We start from the raw sequence: 19,476 nt of genomic DNA, 5'->3' as shown, positions 1-19,476 counted from the left end.
GTATTCTGTAAAAAGAATACCTAAATTATTATTTTATATTTGACAAAAATGAAAAAAACATTATTAATAGGATTACTATTATTTATTTCTTCTTGTTCTAGTTCTACTGAAAAAGAGGATATGAATAATACGAACCAAGGTGATGCAAATACTACAAGTGAATATGGTGAAGTTTCTGAAATTCCAGAAATAGTAGAGCCAAATGAACAAGAAGTATCTGAATCGTATATTGAAGGACTCGATAGAGGAGCTCCAAATTTATTTGAATAAATATATTCCTATGAAAGGTTTTTATAAAATCTTAAGAATATTGATCATAGCATTTCTTTTAATAGGAAGTGTAAACTATGTTTCAGCTGCTTCTTATGATCAAACATTTCCATCTATTAAATTACGGTATGGAAAAGCTTATTATTTTGGTGACATTTATCATAATAATTCTACAAATGAATATTATTTAAGAGAAACGAAAGCAAAAATAATAGAACCAGGAGATTACAATAAATGAGCTAATCCTTGATTTCAATCAACTGCAGCTATTGATGCAATGAAGGGATATGTCCCTGCTAAAACGTCTGTAAAGATTCTTCAATCTAATCCGGACTTCTATTATGTGCAAGCAGTTCCTGTTCAAAGAAAAAAAGATAATTTATCAGTTATCTATAATGTTTGGCAGTATGAAAAAGTATGAAGTAATTGGATAGATAGAGGTTGGCATAGTGAATATCAACCATACGAAATTACTTGGTGTGGTGATGGTGTAAGAGATAATTATATGGATGATATACACGGAGAAAAAGTGTATGAAACGTGTGATCCTAACGATGTAAACAAAGTTGGATTTGGATCAGGTGGGTGTAGTAATACATGTCAACCAATTACAAAACCGACACCGTCTACCTGTAATAATATTACGGTAAAACCAAATACTGGATATGCTCCTCTAAACACGAACATAAATTGTAGTGGTACGAATGCAAGTAACTATACAATTAAAGTAACACAAAATGGGAATACAGTTAAAACTTTTAACTCTCAGTCAGCTTCTTATAGTTTTGGAAATAGTGGAAACTACCAAGTACAATGTTTTGTAAATAATACAATCACTTCTAATGCATGTAAAGAGGATGTAGTGGTAAAACCTACTCCTCCAGCTCCGTCGTGTGATAGTCTTTCAGTATCTCCAAACTCTGGAACTCCTGGTGTAACAACTTCGTTTAATTGTTCTGGTACATCAGCCAGTACATACAAAGTTGTACTTAAAAAAGATGGAAATACGGTGAATACTTTTAATTCTAAATCTTGAAGTAGTCAACTTACTAGCGAGTGAAACTATGAATTTCAATGTTTTGTAAATAATAAACTTACTTCACAAAGTTGTAAACAAAGTGTAGTAGTTAAAAAACCACCTGTTGATAAAAAGTATGACCTTGCTCTCAGAAAAACTATAGTGAATCCAAAAGCTAAATATAATATAGGTGACGAGATTACATTTAAAATCACAGTATTTAATCAAGGGGAAATCAGAGCTAACAATATTCAAGTTACTGATTATATCCCTACTTGATTCAATCTCAAGGGAACAGTTTGGACTAAAAGTGGTAGCAAAGCTATACTTGATTATGGAAATATAGCTGTTTGAACAAATAGATCTGAGACTATATCATTTATTATCAATTCAAGTGCTCCTGCTACAATCAAAAATTTTGCAGAAATATCTTATGATGATGGAAATGACTGTGATAGTACTCCAGATAGTATAAATGGAAATCAAACTGGTGAAAAAGAAAATGATGGGCTTATTGATGATGACATTTGAAATGGATGTAATGCTGGTGGTGATGAAGATGACCACGATATAGCGGTTATTAAAATTAATCAAGATAAACCTAATGTATATCTTGTTAAATCACTTAAAGCAAGTCAGTCAGCTGACGTGAAAGTTTGAGAGAGAGTAAACTATGTCATTAAAATATTTAATGATAGCTCTGTTGAAGCTAAAAATTATAAAGTAGAAGACCATTTTACTATAGCTTCTAATTGAGCTCTAGCTATTGTTCCATCAAGTGATTGGATAGTGACTAATGGTATCGCAGAATACAAGAATCTTATAAATATACCTGCAAAAGGTAGTGTTTCACTAAATATTTCATTTACTATTACAGATAAAGCTAATGGTAAAGTACGAAACCTCGCAGTAGTATGTGAAGGAACAAATACAGATTGTAACCCAACTCCTCCACCAGTATGTGATGATGATAAAGAAGTTGGAACACCTGAATGATGTGTGGAAGTTGAAGTTCAACCTGATGTATACCTTATTAAGTCACTCAAGGCAGGTCAATCTGCTGATGTGAAAGTCTGAGATAGAGTAAACTATGTTATAAAAGTTTTCAATACAAGTAATGTTGTTGCAAAGAACTTTAAAGTAGAGGATCAATTCTTTGATGCTTCAAATGGAGGATTAAAACTGGTACCTTCAACAGATTGGATTCTTTCAAGTGATGGAAAAATCGCAGAATACAAGAGTCTTATAAATATACCTGCAAAAGGTAGTGTTTCATTAAATATTTCATTTACTATTACAGATAAAGCGAATGGCAAAGTACGAAATCTCGCAGTAGTATGTGAAGGAACAAATATAGATTGTAACCCAACTCCTCCACCAGTATGTGATGATGACAAAGAAGTCGGAACACCTGAATGATGTGTGGAAGTTGAAGTTAATTTGAGTTGTGATACATTTACAGCTACTCCAAATAGTGGAAGAAACTCTCTTACTACTACACTTAATTGTAGTGGGACAAATGTTTCAACCTATAAAATAGTTGTAAAAGATAGAAACTGAAGTGTTGTTAATACTATTAATAATGCTTCTGGAAATGTTACACTCAATACCGTTTGAAATTATACAGCAAGTTGTCTCATTAATGGGCAAACTACTACAGTTCCAAAATGTGAACAATCTCTTTCTGTGACAAACGGTTGAGGTGGTGGATGACAAAATCCAAGTTGTAATCAAATTACAAAAAGTGGAAATGAAGTGACATGTTTCTGAAATTATTCTACAGAAAAGTTTGTACTTCAATGTGGTACCAATGAAGATGGAAGTTTAAAATACCTCGCTGCTAAAACAGCTATAGCAACTTGAGAATCAAGTGGAAGAACGAAAGCTACATTTACTTGTGCTGATGACGCTACACCAGTATGTTATGGTGGAAGATCAAGATCAAGTAGTACTAGTACATCTATTTCTTCTGACTTTGTAACTACAAATCAATGTACTATTCAAGAAAATCCTATTTGTGGAGACGGAGTAGTACAAGTTGATAGAGGAGAACAATGTGACTATGGTCGAAGTGGAACAGTCGGAGACCCTTACGGAAACTGGGGAAGTTGTAGAAAACCAGGAACAGCGAATCAATGTACCATTCCAGGAGGTGGAGGTGGTGGTGGTTCAAACGGTGGAGGAACTACTACTCCAACTTGAGATCCTGTATGTGGAAATCCTAACGGTTGTGTTATGACAACTCCAAATGGAGGAGAACTTATATTTGGTCCAAAATGAGATATCATAGTTGGGCATACTCAAAATCCAATGTTTTCTAAATGAGAAATACCATACCTCAAGAATAATTCAGATTATGATTTATCATTTGATCAACTTTGTTCAAAAAAACTAAGTGGTACTTCTCTTACTGATGGAGAGTTCTGTGCTTCACTTGAAAATAAAATCATTTATGCATATGAAACTATTTATCTAGTTAAAAAAGGAAATGGTTACGTAGTACAAGGTAGATACCCAAACCCTCCTTCAAGTGAAAATGCTGCACTCTACCCAGTATTTACAGCTAATAAAGCTGGAATACCTGCAGGAAGCAGTTATGGAGCAAACGTTATTTCAACTACAGTCAAAAAAGGACCTATCGATTACTACAGTGCTTACTTCGCAGGGAAGTTAAATGTTCGAGTTGCTAAACCAGCAGTCACTACGATTGGATGAGGAACTTCTTATGTAAAAGATACTACGACAGCTGATATTAAAAAAGTAACAGAATGAGTTTCTGGATATGATGATAATAAAAACTTCGTTGGGACTTCAGTGAGTGATTCTTGAATCTCAAGTTATGCAGATGATGTTACCAATGTTGGAGCTGTTTGAAATTCAAAAGATGATAATAAAAATGTTACGACAACAAAAGATACTATCAAAACTACTACGACTAATACGACCTTTAAAACTTACAATGGTTTAGAAAATGTATATATTGTAAAAGCAAATGGTAATTATACTCTTTCGAGTCAAGATTATTCTAAAATAGCAGGGCTCACTGAAGCTACTACGTATATTGTAGAAGGTGGAAATCTTACTATTAATAAAGACATCAAAGATGTCAATGAAAATATAGCATTTGTTGTAAAAGGATGAAATATTATTATTAATGCTGATGTAAACCATATAGATGGTACATATATTGCAATTCCAGTTAATGGGAAAGGATGAAATATTATTTCTTCTAAAGATACAAATAAACAGCTAGTTGTAAACGGATCTCTTTACGGAGATATTAGTCAACTCGTTGAAAGTAGATACTATGTTTCTAGTAAAGATAGTAAATTACTATCAGTTGGTACTATCGTTAGTTTTGGTTCTAGAATATTTCATAAACCAGCTCCTCTTGTGAGTCAGTTTATCTGAGAATATCTTAATACGACAAAAGTAGCGAAATAGTTATTTTTGAAATAAAAACAACACTCATTTATGAGTGTTGTTTTTTTGCTTTTGACTCTGGGCTTGAAAAACAAGGACTTTCAGTATAATACGCTTAATACATACTATAAATTAGAAACTATGAGAGTACTGACATGAGTAAAACCAACTGGAGATGGGATGCATCTTTGAAATTATCTTGGTATGTTTCGACCATTTATGAATCAAGCGAGATGACATGAGGCATTTTTATTTTTACCAGATTTTCATTCTCTTACGTCAGTTCATGATGCAAAGAAGCTCAGTGCTAACAAAAAGAGACTTGCCTGTGAGCTCTTTGCTCTCATGCCAGATGATGCTCCATTTACAGTATTTGAGCAGTCTGAGATGCAATACATAAACGATATTTCATGGATTATATCAAGTGTTACTCCATATAGTTTAATGCTTCGAGCTCATAGTTTCAAAGATAGCCAAACGAAAAATTCAGATATCAATATGGCAGTGTTTAACTATCCTATTTTAATGGCAGCAGATATAATTGGTTATGATGTTGATCTTGTTCCAGTTGGACGTGATCAGCAACAACATCTTGAATTTACGAGAGATATCGCTTGAAATTTCAATAGAACCTATGATACAGAGTTTTTTAAACTTCCTGATGCATATATACAAGATGATGTTGCACTTATTCCTGGATTAGATGGCCGAAAAATGAGTAAAAGTTATGACAACTTCATAGGTGTATTTGACGACGAGAAAACTCTCAAAAAAAGAGTAATGTCAATCGTCACAGATGATAAATGACTTGATGACATCAAGGATCCAGATACTTGTAACGTATTTGCCTTAATACAGTTTTTTGCTAATAGTCAGAGAGTAGAAACTATTCGCCAAAAATACCTTGCAGGTTGATATGGATATGGACACGCTAAGCTGGAACTCTTGGAAATACTATGAGAGTATTTTCATGATGCGAGACTTAAATATACACAATATATGGATAACTTTGCACTCGTTCAAGCGAAACTTGATATTGGAAATAAGCGAGCAAACCAGCTACACTGAGATAAATATCATGAATTGAAAAAAATTGTCTGACTGAGTTAAAAAAATAAGCCATTCAGGCTTATTTTTTAGTATCACATTTCATAATCAAATCTGCCTATCTCATCATTATATTTATAGATGATTCCATAATCAGCATCACTATATTGCTGATAATCAGTTGGTATGAATTGTATGTATTTTTCATCGAATAATTTTTGAGTTCTTTGTGCTGATTCTTCCTCTGGATTATCTTTTACATATTGTGCGTCGGCTTGTTCTATATAGAGGAGGTTTATTTCTCGAATTGCTTTTACAAGGTAGTTCGTACATTGAGTATCGTCAAGAATATCATTTTCATTTTCTTCTGTAAGTACTGGCAGAACTAACTTACTATCAGCTTCTATTGCTGCTACCATTTCTGCACTTATTGGAAGATTTTCTTGAGTGATATAATTATAGGCATCATTTATTTTCTGCGTCATAAATGTACAGGAATCTTCACTGCTTCATAAACTTTTAGCAAGTGAAAGAAACATAAAAATAGATTTTTCTCGTTCTCATCCCTTTCATTGCATAATAGCTGCGAGAACCTTTGCTCACGATGGAGCATCTTCTTGTGCTGCTACGACTTTATAATATTGGGAAGAGGTTGTACCATCTTGCATATAAAAATAATATATATAGGCAAGGTAGTAGGGTATTTTATAACTTTTACAAGGATTTTTAAATTGAGGATCGTTTTGTATTTTTTCTAGGTCATTTTCCTTAAAAATGAGATCTATTTTATCAGAATCACAAAAATTTTTAACCCCTTTGAGTCCAAGAGCTTCTCACTGCAATATATTGTCTTGATTTTTTGATTCTGAAAATTTTCATCCAACTCCATCGTTAGATGGAAGCAGGAGTTCACCTATCACATATGGGCTTTCAAAATATGGATTGAGATCTGTAATAATTTGCATCATGGCTCATAGATATTTTTTGTATTCACCATCAATAGCATTTGAGCCTATATATTGAATAGCTTGCAACCAATATAAATCAGCAATAACATTTCTAAATCCAAAACTCGAAGCTTCTGCTGCTTCTGAGGTTGGAAGCATTTCCGGGTGATTGACGTACAATGACTGAATTTGTTTTTCCTTCATATAATTCAAAGTATTAACGTAATGAAATCAGTATCCAATTACCATAATTCATAGAACAATGACCCATGTTTTCATAGATTTAAGCATATTTTTTTATTTTTTTTATATATCGTCACCGTCAATATCTATGGTGAGTTTGATATCTTGTTTGGTTAGGTGCATTCTTCTGTTCTCTCATTCTCACTCACTATGACTTGCTATAGCTGCAGCGTTTTCATGTATATAAGTATGAATTTTTTTTCTCTCATATGATGAAAGATACGGAAGAATCACTTCATTTCAAGTATTAAGAACTATATCTATTTTTGATTGGATAAAATCAAGGAGTTTTTGTTCTTTTTTTTGTATGTAGTCATTCACTTCTAAGTGTAATGTTATATATCATGTACACCTCTTGGCGATTATGAGTCTGAGAATATGTGTAAGTGTCTCAAGGTTTTTTCAGTGTGGTCAAATTACTAGATGAGAATCATCAGTTTCAAGTCTGATATTGTAAATATTTTCAGTTTCTAGGTCAACAGACACTGATATAATTGCAATTCACAATTTTTCAAAAAATGTCAGAACAATATTCTCAATATCTGTATCTCACATGATTTTTTACACATTAAAGAGTAAATTGTATAAAAGCCTACTAAAAATCAGTCTTTTTACAAGTTTTAATATTTATTTTGACAATACATTAAAAAGGCTTAATATTCGCTCTATCAATTTATTACTTCCGATTCATACATTCAAATACCTATGGCTCAAAATATAGACGACTATTATTCGAGTATTTCTTCTGACCCACAATCATGAAATTGAAATTCTGCTTCAAATAAACCAATCATTAAAAAGAAAATTAAAGTTAAGGCTAAGAAAGCAGTTCAAGTTGAAGAGGTCAAAGAAACTACTCCAGTAAATCCCCCGAAAGAAGAAATCAAGAAAGTGATGCCTCCTCAAACACAAGAGACTCGAAAAGAGGCTCCTATTAAGAGCGAGCAAAAACCTAAGGTGTCACAATGACCACAAACTCTTAATGATGCACTTGATTCAAATAAAAAATCAAGACTTACTATAGTTTCTCGATGAAGTGAGGAAAAACCAAAAACTCAAACACGAGGATCATCTTGAAATTCTTGAAATAGAACTCAGAATAACCCACATCAAAATAGTGCTCAACAAAATAACGCATCATCTAGTAGGACTGATTCATCGTGAGATACTAACTCTTCTGGAACAAAATTTAAACCTGGTTTTTCTAATGCGAATGCGAAACCTGGATTTAAATCTCAATCAAATCAAGAAGATACTAGAGGATGAAAAAAATCAAAATTCTATGGAAATAACAAATGAGGAAGATACAGGAATAAAATAGATGTTGATGATTCACAATTTACACGTTCAAATAAGCTCAAAACAAAGAAAAAAGAACAAAAAAATATAGAAGATATTTCTCAAACACTTACAGCAAGAACTGGTGAAACAGTAATTCTTCCAGAGTTTTTATCACTCAAAGAGTTTTCAGAAAAAATTGGAGTTCCACTTTCAGGGCTTATTGCTGAGTTTATGAAAAATGGTATGATGATGACAATTAATTCTCAAATAGATTTTGATACTGCGACACTTATTTCAGAATCATTTGATGTGAAGCTTGAAAAAGAAGCGTCAAGTTGAGTTGCAATTGATGAACTTGCAAGTTGAAATATTAAAGATTTTCTTGCAGAAGACGACGCTTCTAAACTTATAGAAAGAGCTCCAGTTGTTTCCATAATGGGGCATGTCGATCACGGGAAGACGTCACTTCTTGATTATATTCGAAATGCAAAAGTAGCTTCAGGTGAAGCTGGTGGTATTACTCAAAGTATTGGAGCATATCAAGCTGAATATAATGATAGAAAAATTACATTCCTCGATACTCCAGGTCATGAAGCGTTTACTATAATGCGTTCAAGATGAGCGAAATCTACGGATATTGCAATTCTCGTAGTCGCTGCAGATGAGTGAGTAAAACCTCAGACAATCGAATCAATCTCTCACGCGAAAGAAGCTGGAATACCAGTAATCGTCGCTATTAATAAAATGGATAAAGAGGGGGCAAATCCTGACTTTGTAAAAGGACAGCTCGCAGAAAGAGGTTTGACTCCAGAAGATTGGGGTGGAGACACTCCTATGGTTCCTGTTTCAGCTCAAACAGGGTTTGGTATTGATGATTTGCTTGAAATTATTCTCTTGTCAGCTGACATCTTAGAACTTAAGGCAAATCCAGATAGAAATGGTATAGCTACGATTATAGAATCATATCTTGATATGCAATTAGGACCAGTTGCTACAGTACTTGTAAATACGGGAACTATAGAAAAATGAAGTGCAATTGTATGTTGAGCTTCATATGGGAAAGTAAAAGTTCTAAAAGATTATACAGGAAAATGAGTAAAACTCGCAACTCCAGGTATGCCAGTTCTTGTAGTCGGACTTGATAAGGTAGCAAATGGGTGAGATATTCTTCAAGTAGTTTCTGGAATCGATGTTGCAAGACAAAAGTCTGTGGAATACCAAGAATTCTTATCAAACAAAAAGATGCTGAAAACATCGCAACTTGATATTCTTATGACAAGAATCAAGGCTGGGAATCTCAAGCATTTGAAAATTGTTCTCAAATCTGACACTAATTGAAGTTTAGAGGCAATAAGAAATGCTCTTGAAAAACTCTCTACTCCAGAAACAAGTGTGTCAATTATTCACTCATGAGTAGGGAATATTACTGAAGGAGATGTACTTATGTGTGGTTGAAGTTCAGCTATCCTTATTTGATTTGGAGTTGCAGTTTGAGTAAATGCTCGCTCTACTTTAGAAAAATCAGGTGTTGAATATATAAATAGTAAAATTATATACCATATCACAGACAGAATAGAGAAAATTGTAAGTGGTATGTTAGATCCTAAAGAGGTTGAAGTAACTCTATGTATGGCAAAAGTTTGAGCTATATTCTACACTTCTAAAAAATTCATCATTGTCGGAGCTATTCTCACAGAAGAATGAAGCTCTATACAGAACAAAGCACAGGTAAGAGTCATTCGATGAGATAAAGTAGTTTGAAAATGAACTATTGATTCTCTTAAAGCTTGAGTTGAGGAGGTTCATAAACTTGAAGGGCCAACTGAATGTGGGCTCAAAATCAAAGGAACTATTAACGTAGAAGAAAAGGATGTCTTAGAAGTTTATAAAATAGTAATAGAAAAATAATATGAATCTGTTTCAAAATATAGACCTTTTTTCAAGTCTTCCACAAATAGAACAGGATAACTTGTCAGACTTCTGTCAATTACAATCTATTTCTAAGGGAGATGTACTTTTTCAAGAGTGAGAAGAACCACAGGCTTTGTACATTATTGTTTCTGGTGGAGTTGGGATTTATAAAAAAAATGATGAATGAGTCTTGAGGCAAATTGCATATTCTCAAAAATGAGACCTTGTTGGAGAGATGGCATTCTTTGGAAAACCACCGAATCGTAATGCAAGTGTTATTGCCCTTGAGAATACTGACTTAATTGTTATGTTACACTTCTCTATGCAAGAACTCTTGCGGAAATACCCTAGTATTCACGAAGAAGTTAAACAAATTATAGAGAGTAGAATAGAAGAGAACAAGAATGAGTGAAAAAACTAAAAAAAACATTTGCTAAATATTAAATTTTATATAGAATCCACGAGCTTTTAATCTAAAGTGAGATAACTAAATATATGTCAAAAGAAGATAAAATAGAGGTAGAAGGTACAATAATCCAATCTCTACCCGGCCTGGTTTTTGAAGTTCAATTACCAGAGGATTTATGATGAGGGATTGTGCGTTGACATCTCAGCGGAAATATGCGAAAGAATTTTATTAAGCTTATCGAATGAGATAAGGTTACTATAGAGCTCAGTCCATACGACCCATGAAAATGAAGAATCACGTATCGAAAATAAACCAAAATAATTATTATTTATTATAAATTGTATGAAAGTAAGACCATCTGCGAAAAAAATCTGTCAAAACTGTAAAATCGTACTTCGAAGATTTCAATGAAGAAAGTGTGTACGAGTTATATGTTCAACTGACCCAAAACATAAACAAAGACAAGGTTAATATTTTATTTATATATCTATTAAAGAACTATGGCTGCTAGAATTGCCGGTGTTATACTCCCAAGTGGAAAACATGCAGAAATTGCCCTTACCTATATATACGGTATTGGAAGAACAAAAGCTCAAACTATACTTGATCAAGTAAAAATCGAAAGAACTCGAAAAATCGACGATCTTTCTGAAGCTGAACTCGATCTTGTTCGTGACGCTATTAAAGAACACATTGTAGAATGAGATCTGAGAAGACTTATTTCTTGAAATATTAAGAGACTTCAGGAAATTAGATCTTACAGAGGAGTTCGACATCAAAAGAGACTTCCAGTACGAGGTCAAAATACGAAAACAAATGCGCGAACGAGAAAAGGAAAATCAGTTGCAATCGCTGGTAAGAAGAAATAGTTTTTATTTATATACAATCATAGATCTATGGCTACTGCTACTAAAAAATCTAAAAAAACAAAAAAAATTGTTCAAGTTGGGCAAGCTCATATCATGGCTTCGTTTAACAATACTATCGTTAGTATAACTGATGAACAAGGAAATGTACTTTCTTGGGCAACTGGTGGATCTGTTTGATTCAGAGGGGCAAGAGAGTCTACTCCATATGCTGCTCAAATGACTTCAGAACAAGCAGTTCAAAAAGCAAAACAACTTCATGGTTTAGAGACAGTTGATGTTTTTATAAAATGAATTGGTGTCGGTCGAGAACAAGCTATTAGAGGTCTTATCTCAGGATGAGTAGATTTGAGAGCAATCTTTGATGTTACTCCAGTTCCTCATAATGGATGCAGAAAAAAGAAAGTTCGAAGAATGTAATTTCAAGTTTCATTGATATACAAAACAAAATTTTATTAGTATTTTAAAATAAGTAAAAATGCGCTATACAGGACCTAAGAAAAAACTATGTAGAAGAGAAGGGGTAAACCTTTTTGGAACAGAGAAATACGATTTAGATAAAGGGAAAAGAAGTGTACTTCGATCTCGAAAAACTTCTGAATTTGGAACTCAACTTCGAAAAAAACAACTTGCTAAAAGAATGTTTGGACTTTCTGAGAAACAATTTTTCTCATATTTTACAAAAGCTCAAAAATCTCATTCAGTTGGTACAACTTGAGAAAAAATGCTACGATTATTAGAGTTAAGACTCGATAACGTTGTATACCGATCAGGTTTTGCTCGAACAAGAATGCAATCTCGACAATTTGTAGGTCACGCTCATTTTACTCTTAACGGAGTAAAGGTTTCAATTCCTTCAATTTCTTTAAAGGTTGGTGATGTTATTGAATTAAGAGCTAAATTAAAAGAATCTCCACTTTATAAATCTCTTCTTGAAGAATTAGAAGAATTTGCAAAAGAAGGAAAAGGAAAAATCTCAAGTGCTAAATGGATTGATGTTGATGTAAAAAACTTAAAAATTACTGTTACAGCTCTTCCTGAAAAAGAAGATTTTGACCAAGTTATTGATATCCAAAAGATTGTTGAATTTTATTCAAAATAATAGCTTCCTTGTCACATTTCATCATATCTTATTTTTCAAATATAAAAATATATGCATATTCTTCATAATACGATCGGAGTTCCAAAAATCACTCAAAATAATGCGCAGGAAAATCAAGCAATATTTACAATGAGTCCTCTTCCACGAGGGTATGGAATTACACTTGCAAATTCTCTTCGAAGAGTTGCACTTTCATCAATTCCAGGAACAAAGGTTACAGGTATAAAGGTTAAATGAGTGAGTCATGAGTATTCAACACTTCCAGGGATTAGAGATAGTGTCTTAGACATAATGTTAAATCTTAAAGGTTTAGTGGTTGATAAAAAAGAAAACGGTATAGAGTGGCTTACTATTTCTAAAAAGAAAGCTGGTAAGGTTACTGCTGCTGATATAGCTCTTCCATCAGGAATAAAAATTCTTAATAGTGACATGTATATCACTGAGATTGATCAAGATAAACTAGAATTAGAAATCGAAATCAGAATCGAAAAAAATGTTGGTTATATGAGCGTTGAGGATTTAAAAGAAAGAGAAGAGGATGTAAACGTTCTTCTTATAGATGCAAATTTCTCTCCAGTTCTCAATGTGAAGTATGATGTTACGACTACTAGAGTTGCTGATCTTACAAATCTTGATGCTATGGAGATGACTATTAGTACAAATGGTGTACTGAGTCCAGGAGATGTATTCAAATTTTCATGAGATATGCTTGCTTCATACTTTGGTTTACTCAACGAAGATGCTCTGCAAATCGAAGGACAATTTATAGGAAATGTAAAAGATCTTCTTACTCGAGAAAAAGAGGAAGTAAAAGAAGAATTAGAAAAAGAAAGTTATACTCCAATAGAAATTATGGGGCTCTCTCCAAGAACGTTAAATGCTCTTATAAATGGAAATATTCTTTCTATTGAACAATTAACGAAATGTACTGAGACAAAACTTTCTTCTATTAAAGGATTTGGGAAAAAAGCTATGACAGAAATCAGAAGTTCTCTCAATGACAGAGGTTTAAAGCTTCTGTGAGACGATTAAACAAAATTTAAAAAAAAAATTATTTACTATTTATTACGAGTTATGAGACATAAAGTTAGAAAACATCTCAAGTTTAACAGAAAAGATTTTCAACACAGAAGATCTATGCAAAGAAATCTAGTTACTTCTTTCTTTCTTCATAAAGGTATTACTACTACTGAAAAGAAAGCAAAATCAATCGTACCTATGATTGATAAACTTATCAATGCAGTTAATACGAAGGACGAAATGAATGCTATTAGATATGTAATGGAATATCTATTTACGGAAGATGCTTCGAAAGAATTATTTACTCAAGTAGCTCCAAAATACAAAAATCAAAGAACTTCTGGTTTCACTAGAATCACTCCTATTAAACTACGAGATGGTGATAATGCTAAACTTGTTGCTCTAGAACTCGTATAATACTATTTTAAATTTTGTTACTCTTAAGAGAAATCATGAAAACTATAACTCCAAAACAAATCCCTGCTTCAGATAGAAAATGGTTTATTATTGATGCAGAAGGTCAAACACTTGGAAGACTTTCTACAACTATTGCTACTGTTCTACGAGGTAAAAATAAAGTTGATTTTGCAACACATATGGACAACGGTGATTACGTTATTGTAATCAACTGTGATAAATTTGTTGTAACTTGAAATAAACTTAAAGATAAGATGTATCACAGACATACAGGTTATCTTGGAGGACTTATTTCAACTCCACTTAATAAACTATTAGTGAAGAAGCCAACTCGTCCTCTTGAAGCTGCAATAAGTGGTATGCTTCCAAAAAATAAACTGAGAAGTACTATGTCTGCAAGACTTAAACTCTTTACAGGAAGTGAGCATACATACAATGCTCAACAACCAGAAACACTATCATTATAATTTTACCCTAAGCTATGACTCAAACGTATACTTATTCAGTCGGAAAGAAAAAAACGGCTTCTGCTCAAGTGAGACTCTTTGAAGGAAAAGGAGAAAATATGATCAACGATAGAAAACTTAGTGAATATATCACAAGAACTGATCTATTTGAGACGGTATTTTCACCTTTAAAACTTTGCAAAGTTGATGGATCTACATACTTCACTGTTGAAGTTGAAGGTTCTTGAGAAGGTTCTCAAGCAGCTGCAATTGCTCACGGTCTTGCAAAAGCTCTTGCTGAAAAAGATGCTGGAAATAGAAAAGTTTTAAAAGCAGCTGGTCTCCTTACTCGTGACGCGAGAAAAGTTGAACGTAAAAAACCAGGTCTGAAAAAAGCGAGAAAATCTCCATCATGGTCAAAACGTTAAAATTATTTATTTCAAAATTTACTATACAAATGCCTACTATTAGCCAACTTGTAAAACATCCTAGAAAAGATAAAGTAAAAAAATCTAAATCTCCTGCTCTGCAAGTGATAAAGAACTCTATCAAAAAAGGTAAAATGACAGAACTTCCGAAAGGATGTCCTATGAAAAGAGGAGTATGTACAAAAGTTACTACTATGACTCCTAAAAAACCTAACTCTGCCCTCAGAAAGGTAGCGAAAGTGAGACTTACAAACGGATATGAAGTGAATGCTTATATCGGTGGTGAGGGTCATAATCTTCAAGAGCATTCTGTAGTTGCAATTCGAGGTGGTCGAGTAAAAGATTTACCGGGGGTTAAGTATCATATCGTGAGAGGTGTACTTGATTCTGAAGGTGTTAAAAACAGAAAACAAGGTCGAAGTCTCTACGGAGCAAAAAAACCAAAAAGTTAAGCTTAAAACTTGAAATATGGATGAAGAAAATTTTTTCTTCGTTCTCAATTTCAAGCTTTGTGTTTGAAAAGGTTGAACAATGGAGTAAGTTTGCAATAACTGAAAAATTCCATTTTCCTCCACTTATATTTGATTATTGCACATACATATGGCACTTCCAGAAAAAAATAATCAAGACATGATTAACAAGTTTACAAACTATGTCATGCTTGATGGTAAAAAGTCTCTTGCTCGACAAATAATGCAAGAAACATTTGCTGAAATAGAATCTAAAGGACAAAAAAATCCTCAAGGAATATTTTTCAAAGCACTTGAAAATATTATGCCTCGAATCGAAGTACGACCAAAAAGAGTTGGTGGTTCAATCTTCCAAGTTCCTTCAGAAGTGAAACCTAAAAGACAACTTTTCCTTGCTGCTAAGTGGATTATAGCATCTGCTCGAAGTAAAAAAGGAGCTGCATTTTCAAGATTTCTTGCTTCAGAACTCATTGAAGCTGCCAATGAATCAGGTGCTGCATTCAAGAAAAAACAAGATGTTTATAAAATGGCTGAAGCTAACAAAGCTTTCGCTCGATTTGCTAATAGATAGTCTCCCATCATTCACTTTGATGAATGATATTGCATAAAAAATATTAATTTATAAAAAAGAATTATGGCTCACAAGAAAGCTCAATGATCAACGAGTAATGGTCGAGATAGTAATGCTCAACGATTAGGTGTTAAAGTATATGGTGCTCAACCAGTTAAGGCTGGAGGTATTATTATACGTCAAAAAGGAAACAAGTATTGGCCAGCTGAATGAGTTGCTCAAGGAAAAGATTTTACGCTCTTTGCTCTCGCTGCAGGAATGGTTAAATTCACTGAGAAAAAAAGAACTCGATTCGATGGGAGAGTATACAAAGATGTATACGTTTCTGTAGTATAAATTATCCAACACATCAATTAAAATCCTTATCTTATTGATAAGGATTTTATTTTTTAGTAAATATAAAAAGAATATAACATATAGTTATATTCTTTTTATATTGAGAATATTATTCTCAACCAGTTGTATCTGGAAGTTCTACATTGATAGAGTTTCCTGTATCAGCAGTTCAACCTCCATTACCTGATAAGAAAAAGAAAGCTCAACCTACTACAAGAATCACAAGAATAAGAATTATCATAAGTTCTCCTCCGTTACTTTTTCATTCTGCCATAATCGAATAATTATCAAATTAATATATTTACACCTGTCTATACTAATCCTCAATTGTAAATAATACGTAAGAATCTACTTATTAAGCTCTTTTCTTGTTTAAATAGATTATTTGAGCACTTTCTTTATTTTTTCATTTATGTTTTTTTATTTTCTTGAGAATATTATCTATTCTATCTCAAATTCATTGCGTAGCTAATTTCATCTGTTCCTCATATCCTGCTCTCCATATTTTTTCATCTTCAAGAGAAATAATTCAATCAGGAAAATATCATCTAAAAAGTTCTTTTTTAAATCATGACTGCGATCTTTGCTCTCAGGTAAATTTTAAAATTTCTCACATAGTTTCAGTATAGTTTTAAAGTGAGAGAATTATATAAAGTTGTATTATATGAGTCAATAAAAAAAGTTAGCCTTGGCTAACTTTTATTTTTTTCAAGGAATTTTCATAGTTTTCTTGCTATATGAGGAGAGATCAGATGCTCTATTTTACAAGCGTTTACAACTGATTCTTCTGTTTTAGCTCACAATACTTCTGAAAAGAATTGTATAAAAAGTTCTCGGTTTGTTTTAATTTTTTCCACAGCATGTTTTCAGTCTTCAGATAAGAGTAGAAATTTATTTTTATCTTCTTCTATAAGTCATTTGCGTAGGAGTGACTTGATACCATTAGAACAACTCGCAGCTGATATCTCAAGCTCTTTAGATATATCTACAGCTCTCGCATATCCTACATCCTCATGTAGCTCATCTATTGCCATAAGATAATGGGCAACAGAGTGGGTGATTTCATTTTCTTCAAATTCTTTCCAGACTTGATTTGATTCGTGGGACATAGTATTTTTATTATTTGATTATTTCTCAAGGGAGTGTTCCTGTTCATGTTTCTAAAACTCTTCAGGGATATACCATAGTATTAATTCCTGTTTTTACATTATCTCAGATAATACATCCTAGTTTTCTTTTCCCCGTATCTACCAATTTTCATTTTATTAAGACTCTCAGGTTCTTTCCATCATGTCTAAGGTTTGCTACCTTGAAACCACAGCCTATATTAATATTATTTCAAAAAATACTATCTCACACATAGGAAAGATGAGGTATTTTTGTATTGTCTCAGATGTAGCTATTTTTTACTTCAACTGAAAATCATATTTTTCCTCCTTCTCATAGTGAAGTATTTCATCTTACATAAGCATTTGGCCCAATGATTGTATTTTTTCCAAAATAACAATTTCATTCTATATACGTTCCTGATTTTATTACGGCTCATTCTTCAAGAATAATATTTCATTGTATTTGAACATTCTCTTCTATTATTCATCTAATATCTGATGATTTCAGATTTTCTAGATAATATTTATTGGCATCAAGGAGATTCCACGCATATCCTATATCAAGTATATCCTCAGTCAGTCTTTGGAGATAGAAGTCATGTGTATTTATGAATTTTTGAATTGCATCGGTTATTTCATATTCTCCTCTTGGAGAAACACTAATGTCTTTGGCAAGAGAAATAATCTCTCCTGATACGAGAAATCATCCCATATTAGCAAGATTTCCTATATGAGTATCAGGTTTTTCTACTATTTTTATTGCTTTGCCGTTTTTCTCTTCAAATATTCAGTATATTTCAGGATTAGATACTTCTTTTACAAGACATCAAAATTGACATGTAGATATAAGTGTTTCTAATGTTTGTTTTGGGTAAATTGAATCTCAGTAGAGTATAATTACTTTTTCATCTTGCTGTATACCATTAATATCAGATATGGCAGCTCATGTTCCAGCAGTATCTCACTGTATATGGTAGCTCAGCTTCATGTTTCAAAAGCTCTTTCAAAATGCTTGTTGAAATAACTCATGTTTATATTTCACTACGATAATACATTCTTCTACTAATTCACTGAGTATTTCTAAATTATATTGTATGAGAGGTTTTCAGAGTATTTTTATAAGTGGTTTTGGAGTTGTGTCAGTAAGAGGTCGAAGTCTAGAACCTTCTCCAGATGCGAGTATTATTGCTTTCATAATATTTATAATAAAAAAACTTTCTCAGATATTGTATCGAGAAAGCAGATGAGGGCAAACTAAGTCTTTGTATTTTCTTGAGTATCTCAACTTCCATTTCAATTGGGAGAATAGAGTTTCACAGTGTATGGAGATGAATTGAGATTACAATCAGTTCCAGTAACTCCGGATAAATAACAGATTTCTTCAATTATTTCTTTTGTTTTACATTGCACAATTATTATATCTCAATCTTGTTTGGATTCACACGTTCATTCTGCTGCAACTCAAGTAGCTGTTCAAAGAGCTAATCAAGCTCAAAGTATCATTCATTTAAAATTCATAGAAGAATTTAGGAGTTAAAAACACTGGCTCATTTATATTATATCACTTCACTCTCTTTTTTATATTTGTTCATCTCTTTGACAAAATTTAATTTTTTCAGTTATTACTTTCTTTGAAGTGTTTCAATCAAAAGGTGATAGAAAAAATGTATGTGTATCTCTCATATTTTCACTACACTGAACTCATGTTTCATCTATTTGAGTTTCTTCGCTACAGGTAAATACATTTTTATTTCAAGAACAATCATATGATTCTGGAAGTATTGTATAGACTCAGTTTCAATTGGCATTAAATTGACCAGTTTTTTTATTCATGAATATTTCCAAATCTACATCTCAATCATTATCCGCATCTATAGATAATGCTTTGTCTAGAGCTCAATATCCCATTCATAACAAGTCTGTAATTTCTCAACTACTACTCACTACATAATTTCATGTTGCAGCTAATTTGAGCTCATCCATTTTTTGTTTATTCACACAAGTTAAAATAGTTCAAATATCTATTTTAGTAGCTCAACAAAAATCTCAAACATCAAAAAATTTTACATTATTTATTTCTTGTGAAGATTCTTGTGCAATTGCTCACGTTCCAGATAATGCAATTACTGTAGCTCATAGTAAATTTTTCATATTATTTTTAA

General features: G+C 32.5%; 25 protein-coding genes. 17 read left to right on the top strand and 8 right to left on the bottom strand.

Annotation, left to right across the window (positions count from 1 at the left end):
* Nucleotides 1-48: 48 nt before the first annotated feature.
* The 3 genes from GW846_04465 to trpS all read left to right on the top strand — a co-directional run bounded on the left by GW846_04465 (nt 49) and on the right by trpS (nt 5,821).
* A complete protein-coding gene (locus GW846_04465; GenBank protein ID NDK10009.1) occupies nt 49-270 on the top strand; it encodes a hypothetical protein in 222 nt (73 codons plus the stop codon).
* Complete coding sequence (locus tag GW846_04460) at nt 263-4,732, top strand: DUF11 domain-containing protein (protein NDK10008.1); 4,470 nt, start codon at nt 263-265, stop codon at nt 4,730-4,732. The genes GW846_04465 and GW846_04460 overlap by 8 nt, the downstream gene beginning before the upstream one ends.
* A gap of 120 nt (nt 4,733-4,852) precedes the next feature.
* On the top strand, nt 4,853-5,821 hold the full coding sequence (trpS, locus tag GW846_04455) for a tryptophan--tRNA ligase (GenBank protein ID NDK10007.1): 969 nt from the start codon (nt 4,853-4,855) through the stop codon (nt 5,819-5,821).
* Between the two features lie 26 nt (nt 5,822-5,847).
* On the opposite strand, the gene GW846_04450 is transcribed toward trpS, so the two are convergent.
* Together GW846_04450 and GW846_04445 are read right to left on the bottom strand one after the other, a co-directional pair.
* A complete protein-coding gene (locus GW846_04450; GenBank protein ID NDK10006.1) occupies nt 5,848-6,996 on the bottom strand; it encodes a hypothetical protein in 1,149 nt (382 codons plus the stop codon).
* Nucleotides 6,997-7,011: 15 nt separating this feature from the next.
* Nucleotides 7,012-7,503, bottom strand: a complete 492-nt coding sequence (locus GW846_04445) for a hypothetical protein (protein ID NDK10005.1) — start codon at nt 7,501-7,503, stop codon at nt 7,012-7,014.
* 150 nt (nt 7,504-7,653) lie between these two features.
* On the opposite strand from GW846_04445, the gene infB reads away from it, so the two are divergent.
* The 14 genes from infB to rpmA all read left to right on the top strand — a co-directional run bounded on the left by infB (nt 7,654) and on the right by rpmA (nt 16,205).
* A complete protein-coding gene (gene infB, locus GW846_04440; protein NDK10004.1) occupies nt 7,654-10,137 on the top strand; it encodes a translation initiation factor IF-2 in 2,484 nt (827 codons plus the stop codon).
* Nucleotide 10,138: 1 nt separating this feature from the next.
* Nucleotides 10,139-10,561, top strand: a complete 423-nt coding sequence (locus tag GW846_04435; GenBank protein NDK10003.1) for a cyclic nucleotide-binding domain-containing protein — start codon at nt 10,139-10,141, stop codon at nt 10,559-10,561.
* Nucleotides 10,562-10,635: 74 nt separating this feature from the next.
* Nucleotides 10,636-10,860, top strand: a complete 225-nt coding sequence (infA, locus tag GW846_04430; protein ID NDK10002.1) for a translation initiation factor IF-1 — start codon at nt 10,636-10,638, stop codon at nt 10,858-10,860.
* Nucleotides 10,861-10,891: 31 nt separating this feature from the next.
* Entirely contained in the window at nt 10,892-11,020 is a 129-nt protein-coding gene (gene rpmJ / locus GW846_04425) for a 50S ribosomal protein L36 (protein ID NDK10001.1), read from the top strand.
* Between the two features lie 29 nt (nt 11,021-11,049).
* The gene (gene rpsM, locus GW846_04420) at nt 11,050-11,418 is read left to right on the top strand and encodes a 30S ribosomal protein S13 (protein ID NDK10000.1); all 369 of its coding nucleotides are present in this window, start codon (nt 11,050-11,052) and stop codon (nt 11,416-11,418) included.
* 27 nt (nt 11,419-11,445) lie between these two features.
* Complete coding sequence (gene rpsK / locus GW846_04415; protein ID NDK09999.1) at nt 11,446-11,835, top strand: 30S ribosomal protein S11; 390 nt, start codon at nt 11,446-11,448, stop codon at nt 11,833-11,835.
* A 58-nt stretch (nt 11,836-11,893) separates the two neighbouring features.
* Complete coding sequence (gene rpsD / locus GW846_04410) at nt 11,894-12,517, top strand: 30S ribosomal protein S4 (GenBank protein NDK09998.1); 624 nt, start codon at nt 11,894-11,896, stop codon at nt 12,515-12,517.
* A gap of 51 nt (nt 12,518-12,568) precedes the next feature.
* On the top strand, nt 12,569-13,549 hold the full coding sequence (locus GW846_04405) for a DNA-directed RNA polymerase subunit alpha (protein NDK09997.1): 981 nt from the start codon (nt 12,569-12,571) through the stop codon (nt 13,547-13,549).
* Between the two features lie 42 nt (nt 13,550-13,591).
* A complete protein-coding gene (gene rplQ / locus GW846_04400; protein NDK09996.1) occupies nt 13,592-13,954 on the top strand; it encodes a 50S ribosomal protein L17 in 363 nt (120 codons plus the stop codon).
* A gap of 35 nt (nt 13,955-13,989) precedes the next feature.
* Nucleotides 13,990-14,421: a 50S ribosomal protein L13 gene (gene rplM, locus GW846_04395; protein NDK09995.1), complete on the top strand. Its 432-nt coding sequence runs from the start codon at nt 13,990-13,992 to the stop codon at nt 14,419-14,421.
* Nucleotides 14,422-14,435: 14 nt separating this feature from the next.
* Complete coding sequence (rpsI, locus tag GW846_04390; protein NDK09994.1) at nt 14,436-14,828, top strand: 30S ribosomal protein S9; 393 nt, start codon at nt 14,436-14,438, stop codon at nt 14,826-14,828.
* A 29-nt stretch (nt 14,829-14,857) separates the two neighbouring features.
* Nucleotides 14,858-15,280 carry a 30S ribosomal protein S12 gene (gene rpsL, locus GW846_04385; GenBank protein ID NDK09993.1) on the top strand — a complete coding sequence of 141 codons (423 nt, stop codon included), beginning with the start codon at nt 14,858-14,860 and terminating at the stop codon, nt 15,278-15,280.
* Between the two features lie 148 nt (nt 15,281-15,428).
* The gene (gene rpsG, locus GW846_04380) at nt 15,429-15,869 is read left to right on the top strand and encodes a 30S ribosomal protein S7 (GenBank protein ID NDK09992.1); all 441 of its coding nucleotides are present in this window, start codon (nt 15,429-15,431) and stop codon (nt 15,867-15,869) included.
* A gap of 63 nt (nt 15,870-15,932) precedes the next feature.
* On the top strand, nt 15,933-16,205 hold the full coding sequence (gene rpmA / locus GW846_04375) for a 50S ribosomal protein L27 (GenBank protein NDK09991.1): 273 nt from the start codon (nt 15,933-15,935) through the stop codon (nt 16,203-16,205).
* Between the two features lie 109 nt (nt 16,206-16,314).
* Here rpmA and GW846_04370 read toward each other — a convergent pair whose 3' ends face one another.
* The 6 genes from GW846_04370 to GW846_04345 form a co-directional block, all read right to left on the bottom strand.
* Nucleotides 16,315-16,479, bottom strand: coding sequence for a hypothetical protein (locus tag GW846_04370; GenBank protein ID NDK09990.1), 165 nt, complete (start codon nt 16,477-16,479; stop codon nt 16,315-16,317).
* An 81-nt stretch (nt 16,480-16,560) separates the two neighbouring features.
* A complete protein-coding gene (locus GW846_04365) occupies nt 16,561-16,821 on the bottom strand; it encodes a hypothetical protein (GenBank protein NDK09989.1) in 261 nt (86 codons plus the stop codon).
* Nucleotides 16,822-16,897: 76 nt separating this feature from the next.
* A complete protein-coding gene (locus GW846_04360; GenBank protein ID NDK09988.1) occupies nt 16,898-17,314 on the bottom strand; it encodes a metal-dependent transcriptional regulator in 417 nt (138 codons plus the stop codon).
* A 10-nt stretch (nt 17,315-17,324) separates the two neighbouring features.
* Entirely contained in the window at nt 17,325-18,509 is a 1,185-nt protein-coding gene (locus GW846_04355) for an NTP transferase domain-containing protein (GenBank protein ID NDK09987.1), read from the bottom strand.
* 59 nt (nt 18,510-18,568) lie between these two features.
* Nucleotides 18,569-18,832 carry a hypothetical protein gene (locus GW846_04350; GenBank protein NDK09986.1) on the bottom strand — a complete coding sequence of 88 codons (264 nt, stop codon included), beginning with the start codon at nt 18,830-18,832 and terminating at the stop codon, nt 18,569-18,571.
* A 60-nt stretch (nt 18,833-18,892) separates the two neighbouring features.
* Entirely contained in the window at nt 18,893-19,465 is a 573-nt protein-coding gene (locus GW846_04345) for a hypothetical protein (GenBank protein NDK09985.1), read from the bottom strand.
* Nucleotides 19,466-19,476: the final 11 nt, after the last annotated feature.

The sequence above is a fragment of the Candidatus Gracilibacteria bacterium genome, assembly GCA_010119145.1.
Classification (GTDB): Bacteria; Patescibacteriota; Gracilibacteria; order BD1-5; family UBA6164; genus JAACSU01.
The sequence above is the reverse complement of the archived record's forward strand: the minus strand, read 5'-3'. Positions and strand labels throughout refer to the sequence as shown.